We start from the raw sequence: 21671 nt of genomic DNA, 5'->3' as shown, positions 1-21671 counted from the left end.
GTGCATGAGTATTTACCTTTGGAAATACGTAAAACCAGCATCGGTTCCGCCACCACCTAATGCAATAGCAATATTTAAATGTGCCATAGCTTCTAAGTGACGAGCGTTTTTTATACCACCAACAATTAGCCCATGAAAACCAGCTTCTTCAGCAAGTTGTTTAACCGTGGTAGCAGCATCTGTATGATCTGAAGCGATAAAAGCAGTTAGTTTTTGGCTGTTAAACTCTTGATGTTCTTTGGACATTACATCAGCAAAAATGGTATTAAAAGCCTTAACTACTTTTGAATTAGGTAACATACGTGATGTTTGTTCACCGCCACTATCTTCACCCAAAAATAAAGGAGACCAATCTTCTAGATTAATGGCATTGGTAATGTCAACGACAATTTTACCATTTAAGCGCTCTTTATGCATGGTTAAAACGCTTTTCATTGCTTGAAAAGGAATAGCAAAACAAACAATATCACCAAAATTACAAGCCTCTGAAAGCGATGCCTCATTATTTTTTGGCATTTGCGTACCATATTTTACAGTATGTCCAGCATTACTAAATAAAGTACCTAGACGAGATGCTACATTACCAGCACCTATAAAACTAATATTCATATTAATACTATTTAATTGTTTAAAAATCAAGGCAAAATTGTAGGTTTGTAAATGGATTACCAAATGGAAAGCAACTAACAAAAAGGTTATTATGAGAAAACTAACATCTACCAATTTTGAAAATGAAAAATTTCTTGAGTATGATTGTCCGTTTATGACGACCTTACGTTTTATAGGAAAAAGATGGAAACCTGCCGTATTATGGAAAATAAATGAAGGTGTTGTTAGATACAATCAATTAAAAAAAGTATTGCCTTATATTAGTGATAAAATGCTATCCAACACGATAAGCGAAATGGAAGCAGATGGTATCATTGAAAAGACTATTTATAAAGAGGTTCCTTTACGGATAGAATACTCGATAACGGAATTTGGAAAAACGATTATTCCAGTTTTAGAAGCGATGAATAATTGGGGAACAGAAACAAAAGAATTAATTCAAAAATAAATCATCAATTAAAAGCAATATATGAAAGTAAAAAGTATAGTTTGGATAGTTTTATTAATAACTAAGATATCAATAGGACAAAATGATCAAAAGTTTTTAAATGAGTTTTTACTCGGAGATCAGCTTAAAAATGAAAATGTATTAACAACATACAATTTGTTTGATTTTTCAACATTATGGAAGCATACAAAGAATGATAATATATTAGGAATTATAGGCAAGAATCATCAGAGGATTAGAATAAAAATAATTTCAATTGAAAGAGATACAAATGATCCAAATGTATATGATGTTTATGGCAAGTCATTAGTAAAAGGAACAATTTGTGATTTTAGAGGAAAAATAGAATTAAAATTAATTAAAGAAGTAGAAGAGTTTCATTTTGGTATCGATGATGAATACAAAAGTAAAGGAATAAAAGCTCAAGGAGTTGCTATTGCTTCATATGATTTTAAAGAAGATAAGAATCAAAAGCATAGTGGCTTTTTTACGGGTAAATTATATTCTAGGTGGTATATGACATCTAATAATCAAATTAAATATGATGATATAGAACTTATTTCAGATGGGTATTTTAATAACGCATTTGTAGGTGTTTGGAAAAGTTATAAAACTAATAAAGGAAAAATGTGTAACTGGGCAGATTTTAGGGTTCCTAATGCAAATCAAGATTTTGATATAGGAGCAGGAGAATTTAGTCCTAATCCTAAATACTACGAAAAAGGATGGGCTGATTATAATATAAGTGGAACAAAAGATTGGTGGAAGTAAATGTAAAATGTAATTTCATATTAAAATGAAAAATATAGTTTGGACAATCTTACTACTAACTCTTATTTCTGCTTGTAAAGAAGAGACAACAACATTTAAAAAACGAACTACACCAGATCTTTCGACAGTAAAATTAAAAGATACTGTGGTGCGATTTCTATGGAGAGAAATGAAATATGACTCGGCATTATATGGAACATATAACGAGATCGTACTCAATAAAAGCTACATCAAAACGATGACAGATGTAGAACGAGCTGCTATAGGATATATAGCAACGTTTGTAGGAAATGATTGCTGGTGGAAAAATGATGAACCTAATGAGGAGTATACAAATTTAGAATGTAAAATAATCACAGCCTTAGCATTAGGTTGTCAATGTTCTGCTGAACATTTAGGCTTTTTGAGGAAAAGTTTTGCTACTGATATAGAGGTCTTAAAAACATTAGAAAATTCAAACTGTCCTAGAATACCTAATACAGCTACTGTACAAAATACATTTGATGAGATTCAATTAGAAATTACAGGAAATGTGATCACTGTAAATTATAAGACTAAAGGAACTAATTTTAGAGCACAAGAAAGTTGGAACGCATCAGAAAAAAAAGTGTTTAAAGTACTAGATAATGAACGAGGACTTGTACTTCAAAACAACTCAGAAAATTAGATTCTAAAATATTAACTAACTTTATCCTACTAGTATTATTGATATAAACTAAAATAGTTAGGATTTAGAGATTAAAATAATGGAGCAAACTAAACTACGAAAACTCACCATAGACGATGTTGATCAATTACAAAAAATAGGGATACAAACGTTTTCTGATACATTTTCGCCTATGAATACAGAAGAAAATATGAAGCGATATCTAGACCGTGAATTTTCTTTAGATAAACTTAAAACAGAACTAGTAGACAAGAATTCCGAATTCTATTTTGTGGAATTAGAAAACAAGGTAATAGGATATCTAAAAGTTAATCTTGGACGTGCTCAAACCGAAATCCAAAATGAAAATACGCTAGAGATACAACGTATTTATGTGTTAAAAGATTTTTATGGAAAAAAAATCGGACAATTAATGTATGAAAAGGCAATTGCAATTGCAAAACAAAAAAAGGTTGATTATGTATGGTTAGGAGTATGGGAAGAAAACCATAGAGCCATTAGCTTTTATAAAAAAAATGGATTTAAAGCATTTGATAAACATATTTTTAAGTTAGGTGATGATGAACAAACAGACATCATGATGAAACTCGAAATAAAAGCATAATTGTTTCCGTTTAAACTTAACATTAATCAATAAAAACGAATAAAAGATGAAACTAGAAAAAATAACAAAGACAATACTAACATGGTTACCATCGATAGTCATCGTAATGTTTTATATTCCTAATGCTATAGATAAAATAGCGAACGCCGATAAATTGGATAAAGTAATTACCAATAGTACGGTAATTATGAGTGTGGGAATTATACTTTTGATCTCAGCATTATTATTTTTAATAAACAAGACTGTACTCTGGGGAACAGCTATTCTTGCATTATACATGGCATGTGTTGTTGTGATACATATGTATAAAGGAAAACCGTATGAAGTGGTCATTCTTATAGGAATATGTACTGTTTTTGCGGCTTACCTACGAAAACCAAAATTGTTTCATCAATAATAAATAAAACAAACGATTTCGTTCATAAAAAAGCAAAAATGAAGTGTCTAAAAACCATCGTTGTTATTGTATTTTCTTTAGGAAAGCTTTGTAATGTATATGCTCAAGAAGAAGAGGTACGAACTGTTTGTCAAACTTGGATAAAAGGTCGTATTGCTTTATTTAGATCAGGAGATATAACACTTTTAAATACTGTAAATAGCGATAAACTAGACGAGTTATATGCTATTTATAAAGAAGAATTAGCATTGTTATTTAGCGAAGGTTATAGTAATAGAAGATTTGTGAAATCTAATGAAGAAACAACTATAGCAGATATAAAAATCGCTGGAGATACAGCAATTTGTAAGATGAATAGCCTTAGTATAATGGAATTAAATCTAGTTAAAACCGATGGAGAATGGTTGGTTCACGGAGAAAATGGGACATATATAACAGACGCAATTATTAAGGAACGAAAGGAGCAACTGATTGAGAAAAGAAAGAGCACAGAAAATGTACTAAAGTCGCGTCCTGTATTAAAGCAAATCACGAGATTAAAAAGGGATATCACCAGGTTATATAAAGAACAAAATTATAGTATTCTAGAAGACTATTGTGCTAAGCCTGTGATCGATTTTATAAAAGAATTCATACCCTATAGTTTAGCGCAAGAATCCTTATCAGAAATAGAAAGAAAAAGCAAACTGTATAAGTCTTGGGTAGGTCATACTAGGTTTACCGATAATAAGGTAGTATGTAAAATGAATAATGAAGAAAATAGAATCTTTCATCTAGAATTGAATAAAAATAAAGAATGGATAATAACAGGATTTAATAATACAATAGGATCTGCATTAGTTCGTAAAAAGATGATCGAAGATTATCAGGATTTTCTTAGAGTATTCGGGATATATGACCGAAAAAAGAAGTAATAAAGTTATTCATTTATAAAAGAATAATAAGATGTCGTTGAAGATAGGAGTATTTGGGATAGGCGCTATAGGTAACGCTATAGCGTATGAATTACAAAAGAATGCGTTAAACGAACTTTATTATTTTAATAGATCATCTAGAACAGCGATAAAGTTAATTACTGAAGAAGATAAGATTGAAATTCCGATTAGTATTCATACTATAGAAGATCAAGTACCTATATTAGATTGGTTAATCATCTGTATCAAAGAACATCAATTTGAAGAAGCTAGTGATACACTTTCGACCTTAATAACTTCCAAAACCAAGGTAGTAGTGATTAGAAATGGTTTGAATTTAAAAGAGCCATTGTTGCCTTTTACAGACGAATCTAAAATAGTTGAATGCTCAATAGATTGTCCTACGCAACCTGTTCAAAATGGATTTTATCAGCAACTAAAAAAGCCAGTACTAACATTACAACAAAGTGGGATAGCTAATGAATTTGAATCTTTATTTGATAAAGAGAATATCAAGATAAATCAAGAGAAGGATTTTAAAACCGAGAGTTGGAAAAAACTATGTGAGAGTGCTAGTCTAGGAGCTATTTTATGTTTAAGCGGAGAAACGTGTTGGGTTTTTGAAGACAAAAAAATCAAAGAACTTTATATCAATTTAATGAAAGAATCTTTAGCCGTAGCACGAGCAGATGGGGCAAAAATTGAAACTGATTTTATTGCACAGATGATCACTAAGCTCAGTACTTATCCAGAAACAAAAGGAAGTTCTATGTTGACTGATAGATTAAACGGAAATAGTATAGAAATAGGCGCTAAAAATGGGATTATTTCAAGGCTAGGAGCTATGTATAACATAGCGACACCGCTTAATGATTTGGTTACAGTAATACTTTCCAAAACTAATAATAAAAAGAAATAAGATATAGCTTCGTTATCTAGAATTCTATAAATAACAGAATACTGAATAAAAACGGTTATTTATCGCAATAATCATTTTGTTAATCGCAATTAATTAAAGACAGAATAAGGGTAGTTTATTTTTAAGGTATTAAACTTTAAGCAAGCTTATTCATGAGATTTTTTGAAATCGTATTACTCATATCAGGAGTATTCTTACCTTTTATAAACACCTCAAAAAAAAGAATAATAAACAACTTATGGCTTTTAATATGGAGCATAGGAATTTTAATGCTACATATACTTTTTGAAGGATTGAGATGGCAAATGTTTTCAATATATATAATATGTATAGCAATCTGCATAGTGCTATTAAGAGGTATTAGTTTTTTTAAAGGAAAAACCTATTTAAAAATTATAAAAGGTATTTTTCTAGTACTCTTTCTAGGATTTGGATTTTTGTTAGCCAATACATTAGCTGTTTTTGAGTTACCAGTGCCCAAAGGAGATTATAAGGTTGGAGCAACTTATTTTTATATAAAATCAGAACAAGAAGAAACGATTACAATTGACCCTACAGACAAACGAGAACTCATGGTCAAGGTATGGTATCCAGCTAACATAAAGGATGAAAAAAAAGAATACTATTTAGATGAAGGAGAGCGAAAAGGATTTGCTGCAAAATACGGAATTCCGTCTTGGTTATTTAATTATTTAGATCAGGTCGATACTCATACTTATGTGAAACCTGCTATAGCCAACAGAAAGTTTCCGATACTGATCTTTTCTCATGGATATCAAGCTAATGCTACGGGATATTATGCGTTAATAGAAGAGGTGGTAAGTCATGGATTTGTCGTACTTAATATCAATCATACATATGAGAGCGTTGGTTCATTATTTCCCTCAGGAGCGATTAAATTATATGATTGGGAATATAATGCAAAGCATAATAATAAGGAGATGTCGCAATTGATTTGGACTTCGATGCAGCAATACAAGAATGCCATAACCGAAAAAGAAAAAGAAGCTACGGTATCATATGCTTTAAAAAATTATATAGCAGCAACTATCACAGAACGTTGGGCAAATGATATCCAAATGGTACTAAATCAAATCGAACATTGGAATGCGACTACATTTTTATCAAATCATATAGATATTACAAAAATCGGAGTGTTGGGGCATTCACAGGGAGGAGCTGCTGCAGGTCTGGCTTTAGAGGATAATCCCAAAATCAGTGCTGGGATTAATCTAGACGGAACACAATGGGGAAAGAAATTGGATTTGCCGTTTACAAAACCATTTTTATATGTTTCTTCAGACTGGCCTAAAGAGCATCCTGATTTTAATGCCTATGCATACAAAAAAGGAAGTCTTGATGATATGTATATCGTAAAAATAAAAGGAACAGGACATTCCAATTTTATGGATATTCCGTTGATGATTAATTCGTCTATGCTAAATGAAGCAGGAACGATCAATCCTAAAAAAGCTATAGAAATTACGTCAAAACTTATTACGACGTTTTTTAATCAGTATTTAAATAACGCAGATAAAAATCTAATGAATACGCTAGCAAATTATCCAGAATTGCTAATCGAAAAGAAAGAAAATAAGTAGGGATAAGAGATGGTATTAAAGATTTGAGTAATTTTATGATACTAGTAATACTATACGTAAAATGAAAATACCTAAGATTAAGGGAATAATAGATCGAAGGATTTTAATCAATTATCAAATAGAAAAAGAAGTTCTAGAAAATTACTTGCCTAAGCCATTTAAGCCTAAAATAGTTAAAGGAAAAGGAGTAGCAGGAATTTGTTTGATTAGGTTAAAAGAAATTAGACCTAAAGGTTTGCCAAAACAAATAGGAATATCATCAGAAAATGGGGCACATAGGATAGCTGTAGAATGGTTAGAAAATGGAGTTTTAAGAGAAGGTGTATATATTCCAAGGAGAGATACGTCGTCAAAATTAAACTCATTGGCTGGTGGCAGTGTTTTTCCAGGTATTCATCATTTAGCAAATTTTTCGGTTAAGGAATCTAATGGGGTATATAATGTTTCGTTTATAAGTGATGATAATACCTCTCTAGCTATAGAAGCAATTAAAACTAATGAATGGAATAATGAAAGTGTATTTGAAAATTTAGATTGTGTTTCTGAGTTTTTTGAAAATGGCTCAATAGGATTTTCTCCTGATAAAAATGGATTTGAAGGCTTAGAATTGAAAACTTATAATTGGGATGTATCATTATTAAAAGTAAAAGCAGTTCGATCGAGTTTTTTTGAAAATGAAAATATTTTCCCCAAAGGGTCAGTAAAGTTTGATAATGCGCTTTTGATGAAAAATATAAAACATGAATGGATTAAGGTGGGAAAAATGATGAATATGTTGAATGAATAAAGAGCGTTTATAAGGGATTAATATGTTAATAAAAATATAGTTAAGCGTTGTTTGATTAGTTTTATATGCATTGGATTATAAATTAGATAGAGAAGTTTATGTGTTTATGAAAAAATTAATTGATGAAATAAAAGAGATCGATTTAACTCGAGATAAAGAAACACTTTTTTTAGCGTTAGATGAGATATTAAAATTGATTTTGAAAGAAATAAAAGAAGATCATAAGTTGTTAATTAAAAATGATTTTGAGTCCTTTAAAATTAAAGGAAGATATTTGATTCAAAATACATTTGCTGGAGGGGTTATTTTCTTAAAAGAGCCTGAAATCATCGAAAAAGCAAGAATTAATGTCAAAACTAATATTAATGAAGCTTTAATAGATGTTATATATGATTCTAAAAATAGAAATAGTATTAATATGAAATATAAACCTGATGTAACTAAGGATGAAAATACAGAATGGAATATGCAGGGAATTTTTTCGAATTTTGATATTTATCATAATGAAATAAAAGTAGTATTAATGATGGTTATCGGAAAGTATATAAAAGCGATTTGTGAAGACCTTAATCAAAGTAGTTGGTTTATGAGATATACAAAGGATTTTAAACTTGAAATACTTTTTGATGATATAGTAATTTTTAAATTAGATATATTAGTGAAATAAACACAATCATCATCAAAAACATGAATTCAATCATTAAACAATTTTTTACTGCATTAGAAAAATACGAAGATCAAGGAACAGATGATATGCATTGGGCAGAATGGGCAGCTCAAGATATAGACAAAAAAATAGTTCAAAAGTTTACCAAAAACGATTGGAAACTAATACAACAGCACTATAAGGATAAATCAACTAATATAAAGTCACTTATCGTAGGGCAAATCAATCTTAATGATGATGATTATATAGCAATAAAATTAGAATTGTTAGTCCAAATAATCAAAACAGAACCCATAGCAATAGCATTTGAAGCGCTTAAGAAAATTACTTTTGGATTTGTAACTTCAGGAAGAGACAAGGTCACCAATGCTCTATTTTATAAAGAAGAATTAAAAGGGGTATTCATGACCAGTAAAAAAGAATACCTCATTGATCTATTTTTTACCCAAGACTTTTTAAATAAAGTACAAGAGATTGCAACTGATTGTGGTGAAATTCATAAAAATGAAATATTTGCGTTTTTGAGGATAATAGATAAAATATAATAAGAGAGATATAATGATTGAGTTTAAAAAAGAGAATTTAACTGTAGAAGATGCTTTTTGGGTAATGAAGAATTTTTTACAAAAGCATTATGAACTTTCAAATAATACAATAGAAATAAGTGATTTGTTAAGTTTTATTGAACCAATGGATTGGAATGGAAGTAAAGTTAAAGTTCCTGCAGACAATAGTATGATAGAATATTGGAATGAAGCATTTGAAAAATACAAAAATGAAGGCAAGCCTGATTGGAAGAAAATAAAATGAAACTAAATAATTTTTTTAATAAGAAAAAGTTTAAATGTAAATGTTGTGGAACTGAATATGATCAGATACCATTGTGTTTTGGATCAACTCTTCCTGATTATTATTTTTCAATTCCTCCTGAAGAAAGAGATGAAAGAATAATTCTTGAAAAAAGCCTCTGTGTTATAGATGAAAAACATTTTTTTCATAGAGGTAGATTAACTATTCCTATAATAGATCATTCTGAGAATTTATGTTTTGATATTTGGACATCAATAAGTCGAGAAAACTTTGAAAAAAGAAAGGAGGACTGGAATGATCCTAAAAGAATTGAGAATGAACCATATTTTGGTTGGTTACAAAACCAGATTCCAACATATGAGAATACAATTAATATTAAATCTAGAGCAATAGAACAACATGTAGGTTCGATTGTTAAAATAGAAATAGGAGAAGAAGGACATCAACTAACTTTTGATCAAGAAAATGGAATTAAGTTAGCTAGAGCAAAAGAGATAGTACAATGCATTCTTAGCAATGAACACAAGACTTGATCCAAAAATCAAAAAACGAATAATATATCATGGAAAATGCATTTAAAGAAATCATAAACCAAGTTGTAAAACCTATAATGAAACCAGCTGGTTTTAAGAAGAAAACACTGAGTTTCTATAAAAATGAAAATGATTTAGTCTATTTGATTAATATCCAAAAAAGTCACGGCAATACAAGTCAGGAACTCGGTTTTTATATCAATTGTTGTATCCATTCAAATAACATAGAAGAAGTCTTAAAAGAAGAAACAATAACACAACCCAAAGAATACGAATGTCATTTTAGGAAACGTATCGAAAGTATATCTAATAATGCTTCGGAAAAATTTGTGATTAACCATGATACTGATTTAGCAGCTTTAAAAAAACAAATAACATTATCGATCAATGATGTGTTGAGTTACTTTGAATCAATTAAAGATACGAATTCATTCGTTTTACATATGTCAAAAGAAGGTACCTTAAAACAAGAAGAAGTATTTAGATATTGTGTAAAAAAAGAATTGACTAAAGAAGCTAAAAACATAGTAGATCTATGTAAAAAGAATATAGACGAAAAAAGATGGAATAACTTTTTTAAACAGCAATTTATGGCAATACTCAAAGAAGAAAAAGCTGTGTTTACAATAGATTTTAATAACTAATGCCTCTATAAACTAGAGGCATTAATATGATAAATATAACGTATAATGAATCTAATTTTTCACGATATCAGATCTTTTGATAGGATCACCTTTTTGATTTTCTCTTGTGATTTTAGATAAAGAAGACTTTCCAGATTTAAGATCTTTCATTGTAATAATTCCGTTACCTCCTTTACTTTTATAAGTTTCGATAACTGGAGTTTCAAAATTATTTAATGAAATATCAACTTGGTCAACCTTATGACCTGGATGCACAACATAATCGTTATGATCAACTTCAATTACTTTTGCTCCTTTTTTAGGAGTAGAAGATGTTTTTGCTTTAGAATAAGCAACATAATCACCATTTGTAGATGATTTTCGGTAGTAATGCGTCTTAGTTGAAGGTTGTTTCTTAGAACGTTCCTCAACACCTTCAAAAAATAATACATTGGGATTATCTTCTACATAAACTTTTCCTTTTGCATATTTAAATCTTAGAAGTAATTTTCTAGCAGTATCTAGATAATAAATAGAACTGTATTCTGCCCCGAGCTCATTAAGAGTTGTGAAAACTTTTGCCATAATTAATTTTATTTTTTTTAAATATTAGTATTTAGATTCCATCTTTATAACCAAAGAAAGTAGCTACTTAATCAAATGAAAATCGTATGGTTATTTAGGTTGTTTTTTAGTGTCTAATTAGCTTTTTGACATTTCAAAATTGAAGAATTATCTAATGTAGATTATAGATAAGATACTAAACAGTAATAAATTTGCTATTAGAGGTAAGATAAATGGTATAAAGAGTAATTAACTATATTAGATAAAATAACATACTGTAAAAAACCTTATCAAAAAAACTCTTTTCTTCAAAATATATACAAGCTTCCGTAAAATATATACATCCGTACAACTATTCATTCAGAATTTTGCTATGTGAAAAAATAGTAAAGAAAGAGGATGAATAAAACGTTATGTACAACAGGAACAAGTTCTGGTATAGGCAAGACTACAGCCAAAAAATTTCAATCCCAAGATTGGAATACGATAACTACAATTTTTATAGGAAGATCTTTTGATTTTCAAAGCGACACTACTATGTACGAATACCAAGAGATCGTGACAAAGGTACCTCAGGCCTTTGCGAGTGTTGGTGAAAATGCTTCAATTCCAGAAGTGGTAGCCGAGGTTATCTACAATGCTGCCATAGACAATACAAATAAAATGAGTTAACGAATTAGCAAAGATACAGATCAATTATTAGATGCTAGAAAGACTATGGGTGAAGATGTTTTTATCCAAAATATTAAAAATCAATTTCAACTTTAAAAAAGAAAAAAAATGCTAAGAAAATTTAGAACATTGTTTATTGCCGTTAGTATAAGTGTATTAATTGTATCGTGTAGTGATGATGACGATACGATAGAAAATAATGATTTTGTTGCCTGTACTGCAATATTAGAAACAGGAACGGTGACTCCAATTAACGATGCAGAAGCTCATGTGTATATCTCCATTGTAATAAATGCTACACCAGGGCAAGTTTGGGAAGTTTTAACGGATTTTACAACCATGCCTAATTGGAGTTCAACGTTCCAAGGATTAGAGGGAGATATTACAAATGGCGGACAGATTAACGCACTCTTTTTAAATCAAGGACAAGTACTTAGTTTTCCGCATGAATTAACTTATGAAGAAGGATTGCGTTTTGGTTGGTCTGATGAAATTCTTACGCTACCAGGAATAGTGGATAATCATTTTTATACCATAGAACCTTGCGGTAGTGAAACTATATTTATCCAAACAGATGAATTTGTAGGGAATAACGAAAATGTACCCGCAATAGGACTGGCAAATTTACTTCTAATGGATTACCAAACCTTTAATAGTGAGTTAAAAGCCGAAGTAGAACGCAGGTTTAATTAAAAAAAAAAATACAATGAAAAAGATACAATTAATCATCATGTTGGTGTGTTTTGGTTTTACAATACACCATACAATAGCACAAACAACAACCCCTAAAAAAGTAAATTATACTATAGGAGCAGGTTTGGGCTTTACACCACAATATGAAGGCGCTAGTGATATTTTTGCATTGCCAGCAATAGCTTTTGCTGCTCAATGGAATACAGGACAATATATAAGGTTATCAGGTTTAGGTATTGAAGCTAATGTTTTGGCAGATGCTAATTGGGAGTTTGGACCTAAACTAGGATTTAAACTGGCACGTAATGAAGATATAGTAGATGACAGCGAGATAAGTGCAATGGAAGAAATCGAATTTGCAACAGCAGCAGGACTTTTTGCTCGCTATAAATTTGCCAAAGGTTTTGATATTAAAACGGCGTATACACATGATATTTCTGGAGTAAATGATGGAGGAGTAGCTGCTTTTGAATTAGGATATACGTTGAGAAATAAACGTCTTATAACACGTTTCTCTACAAGTACTTCATATGCTACAGCAGGATATTTAGAAACCTATTTTGGTGTAACTACAGCAAATAGAGGAAGTAGTAATTTACCGCTATACGCTATAGAAAGTGGATTTAAAGATATAGGAACAACTGTAAACCTTACCTATATTTTAAATCAAAAATGGATGCTTAGTACTCAATTAGGTTATACCCTTTTATTGGGAGATGTAGCAGATAGCCCTGTAGTAGAGGCAGGAAGTACTTCTCAGATTTCTGGTGGAGTAATAGCCATGTATAGGTTTTAATAAAACTACTCGATAGATTAGATATTGAGCAGCTTTTTAATAAGATAAAATTAGTTTTAGTAACTTTCTATTAATAAATTAGATAAAGAAGATGCAAATTCATATAGAATCTATTTCTCAAATTCATACCGCATTAGGACTAGAAAAACCTAAGAATCCATTGATTAGTATTATGGATATGGAACAGTTTAAGGTTAAGGATGAATGGATTGATAATAGGTATACTAGTGAGCTATATACGATAACGTTAAAAGATGAAAGCTGCGGACTTGAATATGGTCGAAATACATATGATTTTCAAGAAGGAGTAATGAGTTTTATAGCTCCTAATCAGGTGTACGGAATCACAACAAAACCCAATCAAAAGATACATGGGTGGATGCTTATTTTTCATCCAGAATTGATTCGCAATACAACTTTAGGGAAGAAAATGGAACATTATAACTTTTTTAAGTATGATGTTCATGAAGCATTACATCTATCAGATCAAGAGCAAAATACAGTGACTAATTGTATTAATATGATCGATGAAGAAATTCAAGAACGTATTGATAAACATAGTAATGAAGTAATAGCATCTGGATTGGAGTTTTTCTTTAATTTTTGTAATCGTTTTTACGAAAGACAATTCAATACCCGACACTCTAGAAATATAGATATATTATCTAGAGTTGAGACGTTGCTTAAAGAATATTACAGTCAAGAAAATTTAAGTAAGAAAGGATTGCCTAGTGTAAAATATATAGCGGATCAAGTAAATCTATCACCGGGATATTTAAGTGATTTGCTAAAATCTGAAACAGGAAAAACAGCCAAAGAACATATAAATTTACATCTTATAGAAAGGGCAAAAAACGTGTTGTTAAATAGTAAACATAGCGTAAGTGAAATTGCATATGATTTAGGTTTTGAATACCCGCAACATTTTAGTAAAATGTTTAAAGCTAAAACAGGAATGACTCCTAGTGAATATCGTGTTTTAAATTAATAAAACATAAAAACAGGTATATTAGTAAAAATTAAAACGCACTTAAAGTGCGTTTTTTTGTGGTTAAAGAAGAGAAGCTGAAACTCTTTTATTAAAAAAATATAATGAACGAAAAAACGATTACTATAGAAAGCTTTGAAGAACTTATAGATAAAATGGAAAGCATGGAGTTTTATGTTGAATGGGAAGTTACATCGGATATAGGACCAAGTTGGATTGGGAGCTTAAGGACAATAGATTTTTATTTAGATAGATATAAGTTAACTAAAACAAAATTTTGTAAAGAATTAGAAAATAAACTGATAACTATAGTAGCTATACCTGAAACTAGTAAAGATCATGTAATTTATGGTGATGGAGATATAATTTTAAAAAATAAGAAATTAGAAATATATTATGAGTATAAAGCAGCAATACCATATCAAGAACCAGATGAATATAGAGAAGAAAAAGTTATATTTTACCCTTAGACTGATATAAATGAAGCAAATAATTCTAAATATACTTTTGATAGTAATACTATTTGTTGGTTGTCAAAAGAATAAAAGTCTTGAGGGAAATTATTCAACTTGTCATAAAGGAAAATATATAGAGATATATTTAAAGAAAGATGCTATTAGAATAGCTTCAAATGATGAATGGATAAGGTTGTCTGAATGGAGAAAAATGGAAATAAAAAATAACAGAATATTCTTTGATACTTTTGGAGAATGGAAAAAGCCAACAGAAGCAGAAGTAATATATATAAATAGTAATGAAATTGAATTGAAGTTTATTAATAATGAAGGAAATCTCAAACTTAAATTGATTGATGAAAATATAATTATAGAAGAATCAAAAGAGTTTTGGAATAAATTTGATAAACGACGAGTTTTTAGAGATTGTAAAAAGGAATAAAATAGATAGACTTCAGATTTAAGTTAGGAAAATGAAAATATCAATTAATAATAATAGTATAGAAACATATCCATATTTAGAAGTAGGATCCAGAATAACAGGGCAAAATAATACACCAGAAGTGTTCCATAGAAAACTTCCTGTTTATCTAGCAGAATATGAAAACAAAAATACTAATGTTGATTTATTGATAATAACTTCAGATTTACAAGGGATAGCAGAAGAAAAAGGAGATCAATATTTATTAGGAGAAAAACTTCCTGCTTTTTTAAAAACTTTGATTGAAATAGAATTTCCCGAATGTAAAAAAATAGGAGTTTTACTGTGTGGAGATTTATTTACTTCATTAGAAAAAAGAGGCTCTAGCGGAGATGTTAGAAATGTTTGGGACATGTTTAATAAGTATTTTGATTGGGTTGTAGGTGTTGCCGGAAATCATGATACTTTTGGCAGTGATTTAGAGAAGAAACGGTTTGAATTACAAAAGAATATTTATTTACTTCATAAAGAAAAGGTTGAAATTGATGGATTGTCGATTGGTGGTATTAGTGGAATAATAGGAAGAGTTGATAAGTCTAATAGAATAGAAGAGTCTGATTTTTTAAATAGTTTAACTGTATTAACTAAGCAAGAATTAGATTTTATACTTATTCATGAAACACCTGATTTTCCAAAATTTAATGAAATTGGTAATGGTAAAATAAGAAAATGTATTGAGCAAGCAAAGATGTCTAGAATATGCTGTGGACATTGTTTTTGGGAAAATTCTCTAGTAGAATTTGATAATAATAGTCAAGTGCTCAATGTTGATTCTAAAGTAGTATTGATGAAGATAAAAAAAGATTAAGAAGTATTCGTATTAAGTAATGAGAATAGATAATATCAATTATGAAATTACTCCTTAAAACAATAATCCTAGCAGCAGTTACTATAAGTTGTGGCAATTCTTCTATAAAAAATGAAGAGGAAATAGTAATAGAGCAAGATCCGGTAATAACAAAAGAAGAAACCTCTATAGAATTAAACAATGAGCAAACAAAGCAATCCATAGAAGATATAGAAGAATGTATTTTTGATTTAAAGACACAAACCGACGATTTTATCAAAAGAATCCCAGAATTTTCAAATTATAAATGGGACGACAAGGCTAAAACAGGCATCATTCTACTTAAAAATAATGAACAACTCCTATTAAAAAGAGGTGGTTGTGATCACTTTGAAATCTCAGGGAAATGGATACAACAAAGAACAGGACATGCACTAGAAGAGATACCATATTGGTTTGAACAATGTAGATGGATTAGTAAAAGAATATTGAGTGAAATAGATTATGCATCATTAGAAAAAATGATTCAGGATAAAAGCTTCGAAGTTGATATCACAAACAACAGACTATATATAAACTTTAGTAATCACGATTATATCGAGTGGTACTTAGCAGTTGATATGGATGATGAAACGCATAAAAATAATGTAGTTATAGAAACTGGGTATTATTTGAATTAAAAGCTCCGTATTAATTAGGATAATTAAAACTTTTTAATTGATCTGTGATTTTTTTGATGGCGAGTATACTAATATAATGTGTCTTAGTGTCTGCAATATAGAAAACAGGAAAATGAAACGATTTAAAAGGTTACCAATACTATTTCAATGGCTTATCTCCATACTATTTTTAGGAGTACTCATTATAATAATGAGTTGGTGGATTGAACAAGTGAGTGAAAACAAGATATGGGTGTTACTTATTTTTATAATGGTACCTTTAATACAATTTTTAATCACACCACTTTTTACTGTACTAAACTGGTATACCTATTATGCACCTATGGTTGTTACATTTGGTAATAACAAACGAGTGATAGACTTGCATAATGGGACTTCATTTGATTATCTATTAGAAATGTCTAAGGTAAAAAGAGGAATACCGTGGAAAAAGAAAATGCTAAGCTTTTATCTAAAAGCACTTTATAATATTATAGAAGATATAGAAACGCAAAAACTATCAGATACTATTATTGTTAGAGGAAGTTCTTATTTTTTGAGTGAGAGAAGTGTCAAAAAGATGGGATTTAGAATCAAAGAAACCTCTTTTGCAGAAAAACTAAATATTACACTTAATTATCTTGATTTGATATGGATGTATTCGCTTACTAATGGACGATTAACATTTCCTAATTTATCAAACATAAGTACAGTAAACATTACTGGTGCCGAATTAGTCAAAAAGAAAGACAAAATAGGGCAATTACTTGATCGATTAAATCAAGCTTAATATTCAAAAAAAGCAAAAGGTAAAATGCATATAATGAAATAGAAAGGTTTTAAATGTTTTTGGTTAAATAGAATAAACAAGTATATTTGAGATAGGTGCAAAAAGCAAAATCTAATCAAATCATAAATTCAAAACTTAAAAACAACATGAAAAAAATCGTATTATTTGCATTTGTAATTTCGAGCTTAATAGTAGCGTCTTGCTCATCAGACGATGATAGTAATCCTGTAGAAACGAGTGAATATCCTCAAACGGTAAACATTAAATACGAAGTGACTACTTCTCGAAATTCTGAAGCAATAATTACTACAACTATCGATAACGATACACAAACAGAAACTATTAATAATTTGCCTTTTGATACTTCAAAAACGCAGGTAGAAGTAAACAATGGAACATATCTTAAACTAACTTATCTAGAAGATGGTTCATATATAGCCACTTCAGACGGACAAACAAGTTGGACAGATTATGAAGCTGTTTTAAATATTTATGTAAATAACGAAAAGGTAAAAACAGCAACTTTTAATATAACCGAAAATAACTCTGGAGTAAAAACGATAGATTATACATTTCAATAAAGTAAATCAAAAGTTAAAGAAAGATAGACGCCATAAAGAGTAATATCAGTTACTATAATTTATATTCAGGCATTAATATTAAAAGACTATTGTAAAAACAATGTATCAAAGAATAGCCCATATAGCATTAGTTGTAAAAGATTATGACGAAGCAATTGAATTTTATACCAATAAGTTAGATTTTCAATTACTAGAAGATACGCAATTAAGCGCAGATAAAAGATGGGTGACAATTGCACCACCAGGTGCAAAAGAAACTAGTCTTTTATTAGCAAAAGCAACAAGCGAAGAAGAAATACAAAGTATAGGAAATCAAGCAGGAGGAAGAGTTTTTTTAATCCTTTTTACCGATGATTTTGAGCGAGATTATAAAAAACTTAAAGCAAGAAATATAAAGTTTATTAGATCTCAACAAGAATTTGAATATGGTATAGTTGCTGTATTTGAAGATCTATACGGAAATAAATGGGATTTATTACAACCTAGTGAAAACAACAAAGGAATAATTAAGAATCAATAACAAAAGTTATAAGCGAATTATATTTATATATTCCTTAATAGGGTTGACCGCTTTTAAGTTAATACTTGATTTTTAAAAAACAGGTAATGTGTAGTATATTAATTACTTAAAATAAAGAAACCTTTAGTGAGGGAGACTAAAGGTTTTTTTATTAAAAACAAACAGTTATATGTTAAACTGGTTAAATTTTAAATAGTTAGCTTGTTGTTTTATAGCAAGCTAACTATAACATCTTTTTCATAGCATTTAAGTAGTCGTTCCGTTTTTTAAATACTTACAAAAATTTTAAAAAATATTAATAAGCCAACGGTACTCGTACTCCGCCATGCTTACCTATAGTAGAATTATACTTATAAAGAGCCTTTTTTATAGTAAGTCCGTGACCAATAATTCCTTCTGTTTCTAGTGTATAATTTTCTTCAACAACTAGATTTAAATCCTCACGTTCATATTCTCTCACAGGAGCATCAAATGCTAAGTCAAAATAATATCCTATTTGATCTGTATAAAAAACAGTAGTAGTAGCTGTAGTATTTCCTGCAGGAGAAACTTGGGCAGTATCACAAGGGATACTATTACCTTCAGCATCAACACAACCTATAGAAATTGTAGGCCAAGCACAGATACCAAAACCAGTACATTCATGTTTAGGTCGACCCAAAGGAACTTCTATTTTAAGTACTTTTTTGGGTTTGTTGGCTTTACTTAAATCAGTTGTTTCAATTGTATTTTGTATGCTATCTGTTGTAGCATTTTCTGTTGTACAACTAAAACATAAAATAAGACTTAATAATGCTAAGATTTTTAATGATTTCATGATTATTGATTTTAATGATATGATCCTTACTCTATTTAGACTTTTCAGGTAACGTCTTATGTTATAACACTGATACAAAACTATTAAGTGGATAAAAAATGGATGAAATACAATTGCTGAATAAGTAAAACTGATTTTTGAAATTGCAATATCAATTTTTGAAGAGGACATATTATAAAACAAAAGAACCTTTAGTAATAAACTAAAAGTTCTTTCATTAAAACAAACAGTTATATAGTAAACTGCTTATATTTTAAATAGTTAGATAGTTGTTTTAGAGTAAACTAACTATAGTATCTTTTTCATAGCGATTATATAGTCGTAGCATGTTTTAAATACTTACAAAGTTTTTTTTAATGTTTTGATATCTTATTCTATGCTTAATTCGTATCGAACGCGTTGTTGTTTTATACACCCAGAGCATTTACCACAAGAAGTATTTGATATATGACATGAATGAGCCATTAATAATAACTTTTTTGGAACTGAGTAAATTTGAGCTAATTCATGACTATAATAATCTGTAGTTTCACATTTAATTTTTATATGACCTTCTTGATATTTTACTAAATCATTAATCAACTGATAAAATTTTTTAGTACCATCTTTATGAAAATTATCAGATTTTACTGATGCTAAATGTAATTCAGTTACTTTATCTTGAATACATTTCATAAGAGCAAGAGTTATTATCAGCTGATTTCTGTATGGCCACCATTCTTCGGATGGTGAATTATGGTTTTTTATTTGATTCCCAGCTAAACTACCAAAACCTAATTTATTACAATTAATACTAATAATCTCATGTTTTATTTTAAGCTCTTCACAAATATATTTGGAAACATAAATTTCTCTTTTTGCAGGTCTTTGTCCATAGTCAATTGTATATGCTATATCAGGCTTAATATTGTAAGCAAGACATATTGAATCTATACCACCTGATAATAATATAGCTTTTTTCATAAATTCCATATAGTGTGATATATAGCAGTTGTTAAATCATTAAAAGATTTTAGATTCGATGGTTTTAACATTAATAATGACTCTTGATTAATATTACTATGATAGGCAATTATTTTTTTTCCTTTAATCATTGAAACTCCTGCCTCAATTAAAGTACCTGAATCTAAACCATCAAATACACAAAAAATAATATCAGAGTTATTTAATGCTTCTAAGTCTTGTATAGCAATATCAATAGAGTTACCAATACCTACATCATGCATAGGAGAAAACACTTTAACTTTGAGATTGAGAAAAGAATCTCTGATTTTTTCTACAAGAATTTTTTCTGATAAACTAAAAAATGGAGATGCTAAATATATTTGTTTATTAGATAGATCTTTATGTTTTTTTTCTTGATATTCAAAACTTTCATAGTGATCAATATCTATGAAACAATTTTTATCACAAAAAATAGCGGTTGATTTTGAGGCTTTTATAGCTGATTGTTCAAGTGAATTTTTTTTGACCATCCAATAATAAGCAAAGCTTGATGTAAAAATATCTCCAGAACCTATTTTAGTAACTTTATTTGTTATATATGAAGGTATTTTAAATTCCTCATTATTATAATATAGAAAGGCTCCAAAAGGACCATTTTTTATGATTAAAGCATAAACGTTTTCTTTTTCAAAGAAGAATTTTTTTATTTCAGAAAGATTATCTGAATTTGAAATGGATTTAGCTTCATTATAATTAACTATATATATTAGTGATTTACTTTGAGCAAATTGGCTAAACTTTATGGGATTGATTGATGTTTGAGGATCGTAAATCGCTTTTTGAGCTTTAAGTTTAAAAGATGATTCTAACATCCCAAAACATAAGATGTTTTCATCAATAACATTTATAGGAGCTGTTTTTTCAATAGTTAATGGATTTGGTAAGATTCTTGGATTGTCAATGGGAAAGTCATATTTGAATGTAATCAAATCACTTTCTTTCAAGGAATAATTAAAATTGTTATAGACTTTTTTATATTCTTCTAAAAGATCTTTTATTTTAGAATTACCAGACGTATGAAAATGAACTGGTATTTTATTTTCTAGAAAAAAATAGGAACTTCTTAAACCAGATCCAAATATCTCAAAAGTATTATGTTCTAAATTTACTTCTTGATATGTTCCTCCGATAATTGATATCATAATTTTTTAGAATTTATTAAAACTTGACAGGCTGGAGAGTCAATGGAAATTATTTTTGCTTCAAATTCAAAACCTTGATTAATACATTTTTCAAGATTTTGGTTTTTTTGATTTATTATGGAACCCAAATTTTCACCATTACTGTTTGATAATATTATTTTATTGGATAATAATTCAACTTCAAGAATATCACCAATATTTAGATTTTTTAGAACATCAATATCAATTGATGATACGTATGTACTAAATTTTCCTGTTTCACAATCCAAGAAACTATTGCTTTGTGGAGGCACATATCCTCCTCCTGAAGATCCTGACATAATATTTGAAATTTGTTTTTAAGTGTTTTTGATTTTTATCAATAACTAAAC

31 protein-coding genes are annotated in these 21671 nt (G+C 29.1%); 25 read left to right on the top strand and 6 right to left on the bottom strand.

Annotated features, from left to right (window positions below):
- Positions 1-12 precede the first annotated feature (12 nt).
- Positions 13-609 carry an NADPH-dependent F420 reductase gene (locus ACYEKI_RS15450; RefSeq protein WP_459212103.1) on the bottom strand — a complete coding sequence of 199 codons (597 nt, stop codon included), beginning with the start codon at positions 607-609 and terminating at the stop codon, positions 13-15.
- 91 nt (positions 610-700) lie between these two features.
- Between ACYEKI_RS15450 and ACYEKI_RS15445 the strand changes: the two genes are divergently transcribed.
- The 14 genes from ACYEKI_RS15445 to ACYEKI_RS15380 all read left to right on the top strand — a co-directional run bounded on the left by ACYEKI_RS15445 (position 701) and on the right by ACYEKI_RS15380 (position 10371).
- Positions 701-1057, top strand: coding sequence for a winged helix-turn-helix transcriptional regulator (locus tag ACYEKI_RS15445; RefSeq protein WP_459212102.1), 357 nt, complete (start codon positions 701-703; stop codon positions 1055-1057).
- Positions 1058-1078: 21 nt separating this feature from the next.
- Complete coding sequence (locus tag ACYEKI_RS15440) at positions 1079-1828, top strand: hypothetical protein (protein ID WP_459212101.1); 750 nt, start codon at positions 1079-1081, stop codon at positions 1826-1828.
- Positions 1829-1853: 25 nt separating this feature from the next.
- Positions 1854-2495 carry a hypothetical protein gene (locus tag ACYEKI_RS15435; RefSeq protein WP_459212100.1) on the top strand — a complete coding sequence of 214 codons (642 nt, stop codon included), beginning with the start codon at positions 1854-1856 and terminating at the stop codon, positions 2493-2495.
- A gap of 79 nt (positions 2496-2574) precedes the next feature.
- A complete protein-coding gene (locus tag ACYEKI_RS15430; RefSeq protein ID WP_459212099.1) occupies positions 2575-3099 on the top strand; it encodes a GNAT family N-acetyltransferase in 525 nt (174 codons plus the stop codon).
- Between the two features lie 46 nt (positions 3100-3145).
- Entirely contained in the window at positions 3146-3496 is a 351-nt protein-coding gene (locus tag ACYEKI_RS15425; RefSeq protein ID WP_459212098.1) for a hypothetical protein, read from the top strand.
- A 38-nt stretch (positions 3497-3534) separates the two neighbouring features.
- On the top strand, positions 3535-4410 hold the full coding sequence (locus tag ACYEKI_RS15420; protein ID WP_459212097.1) for a hypothetical protein: 876 nt from the start codon (positions 3535-3537) through the stop codon (positions 4408-4410).
- 31 nt (positions 4411-4441) lie between these two features.
- A complete protein-coding gene (locus ACYEKI_RS15415) occupies positions 4442-5329 on the top strand; it encodes a ketopantoate reductase C-terminal domain-containing protein (protein ID WP_459212096.1) in 888 nt (295 codons plus the stop codon).
- A 152-nt stretch (positions 5330-5481) separates the two neighbouring features.
- The gene (locus tag ACYEKI_RS15410; protein WP_459212095.1) at positions 5482-6930 is read left to right on the top strand and encodes an alpha/beta hydrolase family protein; all 1449 of its coding nucleotides are present in this window, start codon (positions 5482-5484) and stop codon (positions 6928-6930) included.
- 61 nt (positions 6931-6991) lie between these two features.
- Positions 6992-7717 carry a DUF2071 domain-containing protein gene (locus ACYEKI_RS15405; RefSeq protein WP_459212094.1) on the top strand — a complete coding sequence of 242 codons (726 nt, stop codon included), beginning with the start codon at positions 6992-6994 and terminating at the stop codon, positions 7715-7717.
- A gap of 106 nt (positions 7718-7823) precedes the next feature.
- Positions 7824-8384, top strand: coding sequence for a hypothetical protein (locus ACYEKI_RS15400; RefSeq protein ID WP_459212093.1), 561 nt, complete (start codon positions 7824-7826; stop codon positions 8382-8384).
- Between the two features lie 20 nt (positions 8385-8404).
- Positions 8405-8929, top strand: a complete 525-nt coding sequence (locus ACYEKI_RS15395) for a hypothetical protein (RefSeq protein ID WP_459212092.1) — start codon at positions 8405-8407, stop codon at positions 8927-8929.
- A gap of 13 nt (positions 8930-8942) precedes the next feature.
- Positions 8943-9194: a hypothetical protein gene (locus tag ACYEKI_RS15390; protein WP_459212091.1), complete on the top strand. Its 252-nt coding sequence runs from the start codon at positions 8943-8945 to the stop codon at positions 9192-9194.
- Positions 9191-9727, top strand: coding sequence for a DUF2199 domain-containing protein (locus tag ACYEKI_RS15385; RefSeq protein ID WP_459212090.1), 537 nt, complete (start codon positions 9191-9193; stop codon positions 9725-9727). Before ACYEKI_RS15390 ends, ACYEKI_RS15385 begins: the two co-directional genes overlap by 4 nt.
- A gap of 29 nt (positions 9728-9756) precedes the next feature.
- Complete coding sequence (locus tag ACYEKI_RS15380) at positions 9757-10371, top strand: DUF4304 domain-containing protein (RefSeq protein WP_459212089.1); 615 nt, start codon at positions 9757-9759, stop codon at positions 10369-10371.
- 51 nt (positions 10372-10422) lie between these two features.
- On the opposite strand, the gene ACYEKI_RS15375 is transcribed toward ACYEKI_RS15380, so the two are convergent.
- Positions 10423-10935, bottom strand: coding sequence for a hypothetical protein (locus tag ACYEKI_RS15375; protein WP_459212088.1), 513 nt, complete (start codon positions 10933-10935; stop codon positions 10423-10425).
- A gap of 378 nt (positions 10936-11313) precedes the next feature.
- Here ACYEKI_RS15375 and ACYEKI_RS15370 point away from each other — a divergent pair, with 378 nt between their 5' ends.
- From ACYEKI_RS15370 to ACYEKI_RS15320, 11 genes are all read left to right on the top strand, one after another.
- The gene (locus ACYEKI_RS15370) at positions 11314-11586 is read left to right on the top strand and encodes a hypothetical protein (protein ID WP_459212087.1); all 273 of its coding nucleotides are present in this window, start codon (positions 11314-11316) and stop codon (positions 11584-11586) included.
- Positions 11587-11694: 108 nt separating this feature from the next.
- Complete coding sequence (locus ACYEKI_RS15365) at positions 11695-12279, top strand: SRPBCC family protein (protein WP_459212086.1); 585 nt, start codon at positions 11695-11697, stop codon at positions 12277-12279.
- A gap of 13 nt (positions 12280-12292) precedes the next feature.
- On the top strand, positions 12293-13075 hold the full coding sequence (locus ACYEKI_RS15360; RefSeq protein WP_459212085.1) for a MipA/OmpV family protein: 783 nt from the start codon (positions 12293-12295) through the stop codon (positions 13073-13075).
- 91 nt (positions 13076-13166) lie between these two features.
- Positions 13167-14063 (top strand): helix-turn-helix domain-containing protein, encoded by an 897-nt coding sequence (locus tag ACYEKI_RS15355; RefSeq protein WP_459212084.1) that lies wholly within the window; start codon positions 13167-13169, stop codon positions 14061-14063.
- A gap of 104 nt (positions 14064-14167) precedes the next feature.
- On the top strand, positions 14168-14533 hold the full coding sequence (locus tag ACYEKI_RS15350; RefSeq protein ID WP_459212083.1) for a hypothetical protein: 366 nt from the start codon (positions 14168-14170) through the stop codon (positions 14531-14533).
- A gap of 10 nt (positions 14534-14543) precedes the next feature.
- Positions 14544-14960 carry a hypothetical protein gene (locus ACYEKI_RS15345; protein ID WP_459212082.1) on the top strand — a complete coding sequence of 139 codons (417 nt, stop codon included), beginning with the start codon at positions 14544-14546 and terminating at the stop codon, positions 14958-14960.
- A gap of 31 nt (positions 14961-14991) precedes the next feature.
- Positions 14992-15807 carry a metallophosphoesterase gene (locus tag ACYEKI_RS15340; RefSeq protein WP_459212081.1) on the top strand — a complete coding sequence of 272 codons (816 nt, stop codon included), beginning with the start codon at positions 14992-14994 and terminating at the stop codon, positions 15805-15807.
- A gap of 41 nt (positions 15808-15848) precedes the next feature.
- Complete coding sequence (locus ACYEKI_RS15335; RefSeq protein ID WP_459212080.1) at positions 15849-16466, top strand: hypothetical protein; 618 nt, start codon at positions 15849-15851, stop codon at positions 16464-16466.
- A 112-nt stretch (positions 16467-16578) separates the two neighbouring features.
- Positions 16579-17235, top strand: coding sequence for a hypothetical protein (locus tag ACYEKI_RS15330; protein WP_459212079.1), 657 nt, complete (start codon positions 16579-16581; stop codon positions 17233-17235).
- A 146-nt stretch (positions 17236-17381) separates the two neighbouring features.
- Positions 17382-17816 carry a hypothetical protein gene (locus ACYEKI_RS15325; RefSeq protein ID WP_459212078.1) on the top strand — a complete coding sequence of 145 codons (435 nt, stop codon included), beginning with the start codon at positions 17382-17384 and terminating at the stop codon, positions 17814-17816.
- Positions 17817-17916: 100 nt separating this feature from the next.
- The gene (locus tag ACYEKI_RS15320) at positions 17917-18336 is read left to right on the top strand and encodes a VOC family protein (protein WP_459212077.1); all 420 of its coding nucleotides are present in this window, start codon (positions 17917-17919) and stop codon (positions 18334-18336) included.
- Between the two features lie 295 nt (positions 18337-18631).
- On the opposite strand, the gene ACYEKI_RS15315 is transcribed toward ACYEKI_RS15320, so the two are convergent.
- The 4 genes from ACYEKI_RS15315 to ACYEKI_RS15300 all read right to left on the bottom strand — a co-directional run bounded on the left by ACYEKI_RS15315 (position 18632) and on the right by ACYEKI_RS15300 (position 21620).
- Entirely contained in the window at positions 18632-19153 is a 522-nt protein-coding gene (locus tag ACYEKI_RS15315) for a hypothetical protein (protein ID WP_459212076.1), read from the bottom strand.
- 369 nt (positions 19154-19522) lie between these two features.
- The gene (locus tag ACYEKI_RS15310) at positions 19523-20116 is read right to left on the bottom strand and encodes a 7-cyano-7-deazaguanine synthase (RefSeq protein ID WP_459212075.1); all 594 of its coding nucleotides are present in this window, start codon (positions 20114-20116) and stop codon (positions 19523-19525) included.
- Positions 20113-21300 (bottom strand): nucleoside 2-deoxyribosyltransferase, encoded by a 1188-nt coding sequence (locus tag ACYEKI_RS15305; protein ID WP_459212074.1) that lies wholly within the window; start codon positions 21298-21300, stop codon positions 20113-20115. Before ACYEKI_RS15305 ends, ACYEKI_RS15310 begins: the two co-directional genes overlap by 4 nt.
- Positions 21297-21620 carry a hypothetical protein gene (locus tag ACYEKI_RS15300; RefSeq protein WP_459212073.1) on the bottom strand — a complete coding sequence of 108 codons (324 nt, stop codon included), beginning with the start codon at positions 21618-21620 and terminating at the stop codon, positions 21297-21299. Before ACYEKI_RS15300 ends, ACYEKI_RS15305 begins: the two co-directional genes overlap by 4 nt.
- Positions 21621-21671 lie beyond the last annotated feature (51 nt).

The organism is Aquimarina rhabdastrellae, assembly GCA_947387485.1.
Taxonomy (GTDB): Bacteria; Bacteroidota; Bacteroidia; order Flavobacteriales; family Flavobacteriaceae; genus Aquimarina.
Note: the sequence above shows the minus strand (reverse complement) of the source record. Positions and strands in the feature narration are given on the sequence as shown.

Coding starts and splice junctions, on each gene's coding strand:
- ACYEKI_RS15450 (WP_459212103.1), bottom strand. CDS start 609: ATGAATATTAGTTTTATAGGTGCTGGTAATGTAGCATCTCGTCTAGGT.
- ACYEKI_RS15445 (WP_459212102.1), top strand. CDS start 701: ATGAGAAAACTAACATCTACCAATTTTGAAAATGAAAAATTTCTTGAG.
- ACYEKI_RS15440 (WP_459212101.1), top strand. CDS start 1,079: ATGAAAGTAAAAAGTATAGTTTGGATAGTTTTATTAATAACTAAGATA.
- ACYEKI_RS15435 (WP_459212100.1), top strand. CDS start 1,854: ATGAAAAATATAGTTTGGACAATCTTACTACTAACTCTTATTTCTGCT.
- ACYEKI_RS15430 (WP_459212099.1), top strand. CDS start 2,575: ATGGAGCAAACTAAACTACGAAAACTCACCATAGACGATGTTGATCAA.
- ACYEKI_RS15425 (WP_459212098.1), top strand. CDS start 3,146: ATGAAACTAGAAAAAATAACAAAGACAATACTAACATGGTTACCATCG.
- ACYEKI_RS15420 (WP_459212097.1), top strand. CDS start 3,535: ATGAAGTGTCTAAAAACCATCGTTGTTATTGTATTTTCTTTAGGAAAG.
- ACYEKI_RS15415 (WP_459212096.1), top strand. CDS start 4,442: ATGTCGTTGAAGATAGGAGTATTTGGGATAGGCGCTATAGGTAACGCT.
- ACYEKI_RS15410 (WP_459212095.1), top strand. CDS start 5,482: ATGAGATTTTTTGAAATCGTATTACTCATATCAGGAGTATTCTTACCT.
- ACYEKI_RS15405 (WP_459212094.1), top strand. CDS start 6,992: ATGAAAATACCTAAGATTAAGGGAATAATAGATCGAAGGATTTTAATC.
- ACYEKI_RS15400 (WP_459212093.1), top strand. CDS start 7,824: ATGAAAAAATTAATTGATGAAATAAAAGAGATCGATTTAACTCGAGAT.
- ACYEKI_RS15395 (WP_459212092.1), top strand. CDS start 8,405: ATGAATTCAATCATTAAACAATTTTTTACTGCATTAGAAAAATACGAA.
- ACYEKI_RS15390 (WP_459212091.1), top strand. CDS start 8,943: ATGATTGAGTTTAAAAAAGAGAATTTAACTGTAGAAGATGCTTTTTGG.
- ACYEKI_RS15385 (WP_459212090.1), top strand. CDS start 9,191: ATGAAACTAAATAATTTTTTTAATAAGAAAAAGTTTAAATGTAAATGT.
- ACYEKI_RS15380 (WP_459212089.1), top strand. CDS start 9,757: ATGGAAAATGCATTTAAAGAAATCATAAACCAAGTTGTAAAACCTATA.
- ACYEKI_RS15375 (WP_459212088.1), bottom strand. CDS start 10,935: ATGGCAAAAGTTTTCACAACTCTTAATGAGCTCGGGGCAGAATACAGT.
- ACYEKI_RS15370 (WP_459212087.1), top strand. CDS start 11,314: ATGAATAAAACGTTATGTACAACAGGAACAAGTTCTGGTATAGGCAAG.
- ACYEKI_RS15365 (WP_459212086.1), top strand. CDS start 11,695: ATGCTAAGAAAATTTAGAACATTGTTTATTGCCGTTAGTATAAGTGTA.
- ACYEKI_RS15360 (WP_459212085.1), top strand. CDS start 12,293: ATGAAAAAGATACAATTAATCATCATGTTGGTGTGTTTTGGTTTTACA.
- ACYEKI_RS15355 (WP_459212084.1), top strand. CDS start 13,167: ATGCAAATTCATATAGAATCTATTTCTCAAATTCATACCGCATTAGGA.
- ACYEKI_RS15350 (WP_459212083.1), top strand. CDS start 14,168: ATGAACGAAAAAACGATTACTATAGAAAGCTTTGAAGAACTTATAGAT.
- ACYEKI_RS15345 (WP_459212082.1), top strand. CDS start 14,544: ATGAAGCAAATAATTCTAAATATACTTTTGATAGTAATACTATTTGTT.
- ACYEKI_RS15340 (WP_459212081.1), top strand. CDS start 14,992: ATGAAAATATCAATTAATAATAATAGTATAGAAACATATCCATATTTA.
- ACYEKI_RS15335 (WP_459212080.1), top strand. CDS start 15,849: ATGAAATTACTCCTTAAAACAATAATCCTAGCAGCAGTTACTATAAGT.
- ACYEKI_RS15330 (WP_459212079.1), top strand. CDS start 16,579: ATGAAACGATTTAAAAGGTTACCAATACTATTTCAATGGCTTATCTCC.
- ACYEKI_RS15325 (WP_459212078.1), top strand. CDS start 17,382: ATGAAAAAAATCGTATTATTTGCATTTGTAATTTCGAGCTTAATAGTA.
- ACYEKI_RS15320 (WP_459212077.1), top strand. CDS start 17,917: ATGTATCAAAGAATAGCCCATATAGCATTAGTTGTAAAAGATTATGAC.
- ACYEKI_RS15315 (WP_459212076.1), bottom strand. CDS start 19,153: ATGAAATCATTAAAAATCTTAGCATTATTAAGTCTTATTTTATGTTTT.
- ACYEKI_RS15310 (WP_459212075.1), bottom strand. CDS start 20,116: ATGAAAAAAGCTATATTATTATCAGGTGGTATAGATTCAATATGTCTT.
- ACYEKI_RS15305 (WP_459212074.1), bottom strand. CDS start 21,300: ATGATATCAATTATCGGAGGAACATATCAAGAAGTAAATTTAGAACAT.
- ACYEKI_RS15300 (WP_459212073.1), bottom strand. CDS start 21,620: ATGTCAGGATCTTCAGGAGGAGGATATGTGCCTCCACAAAGCAATAGT.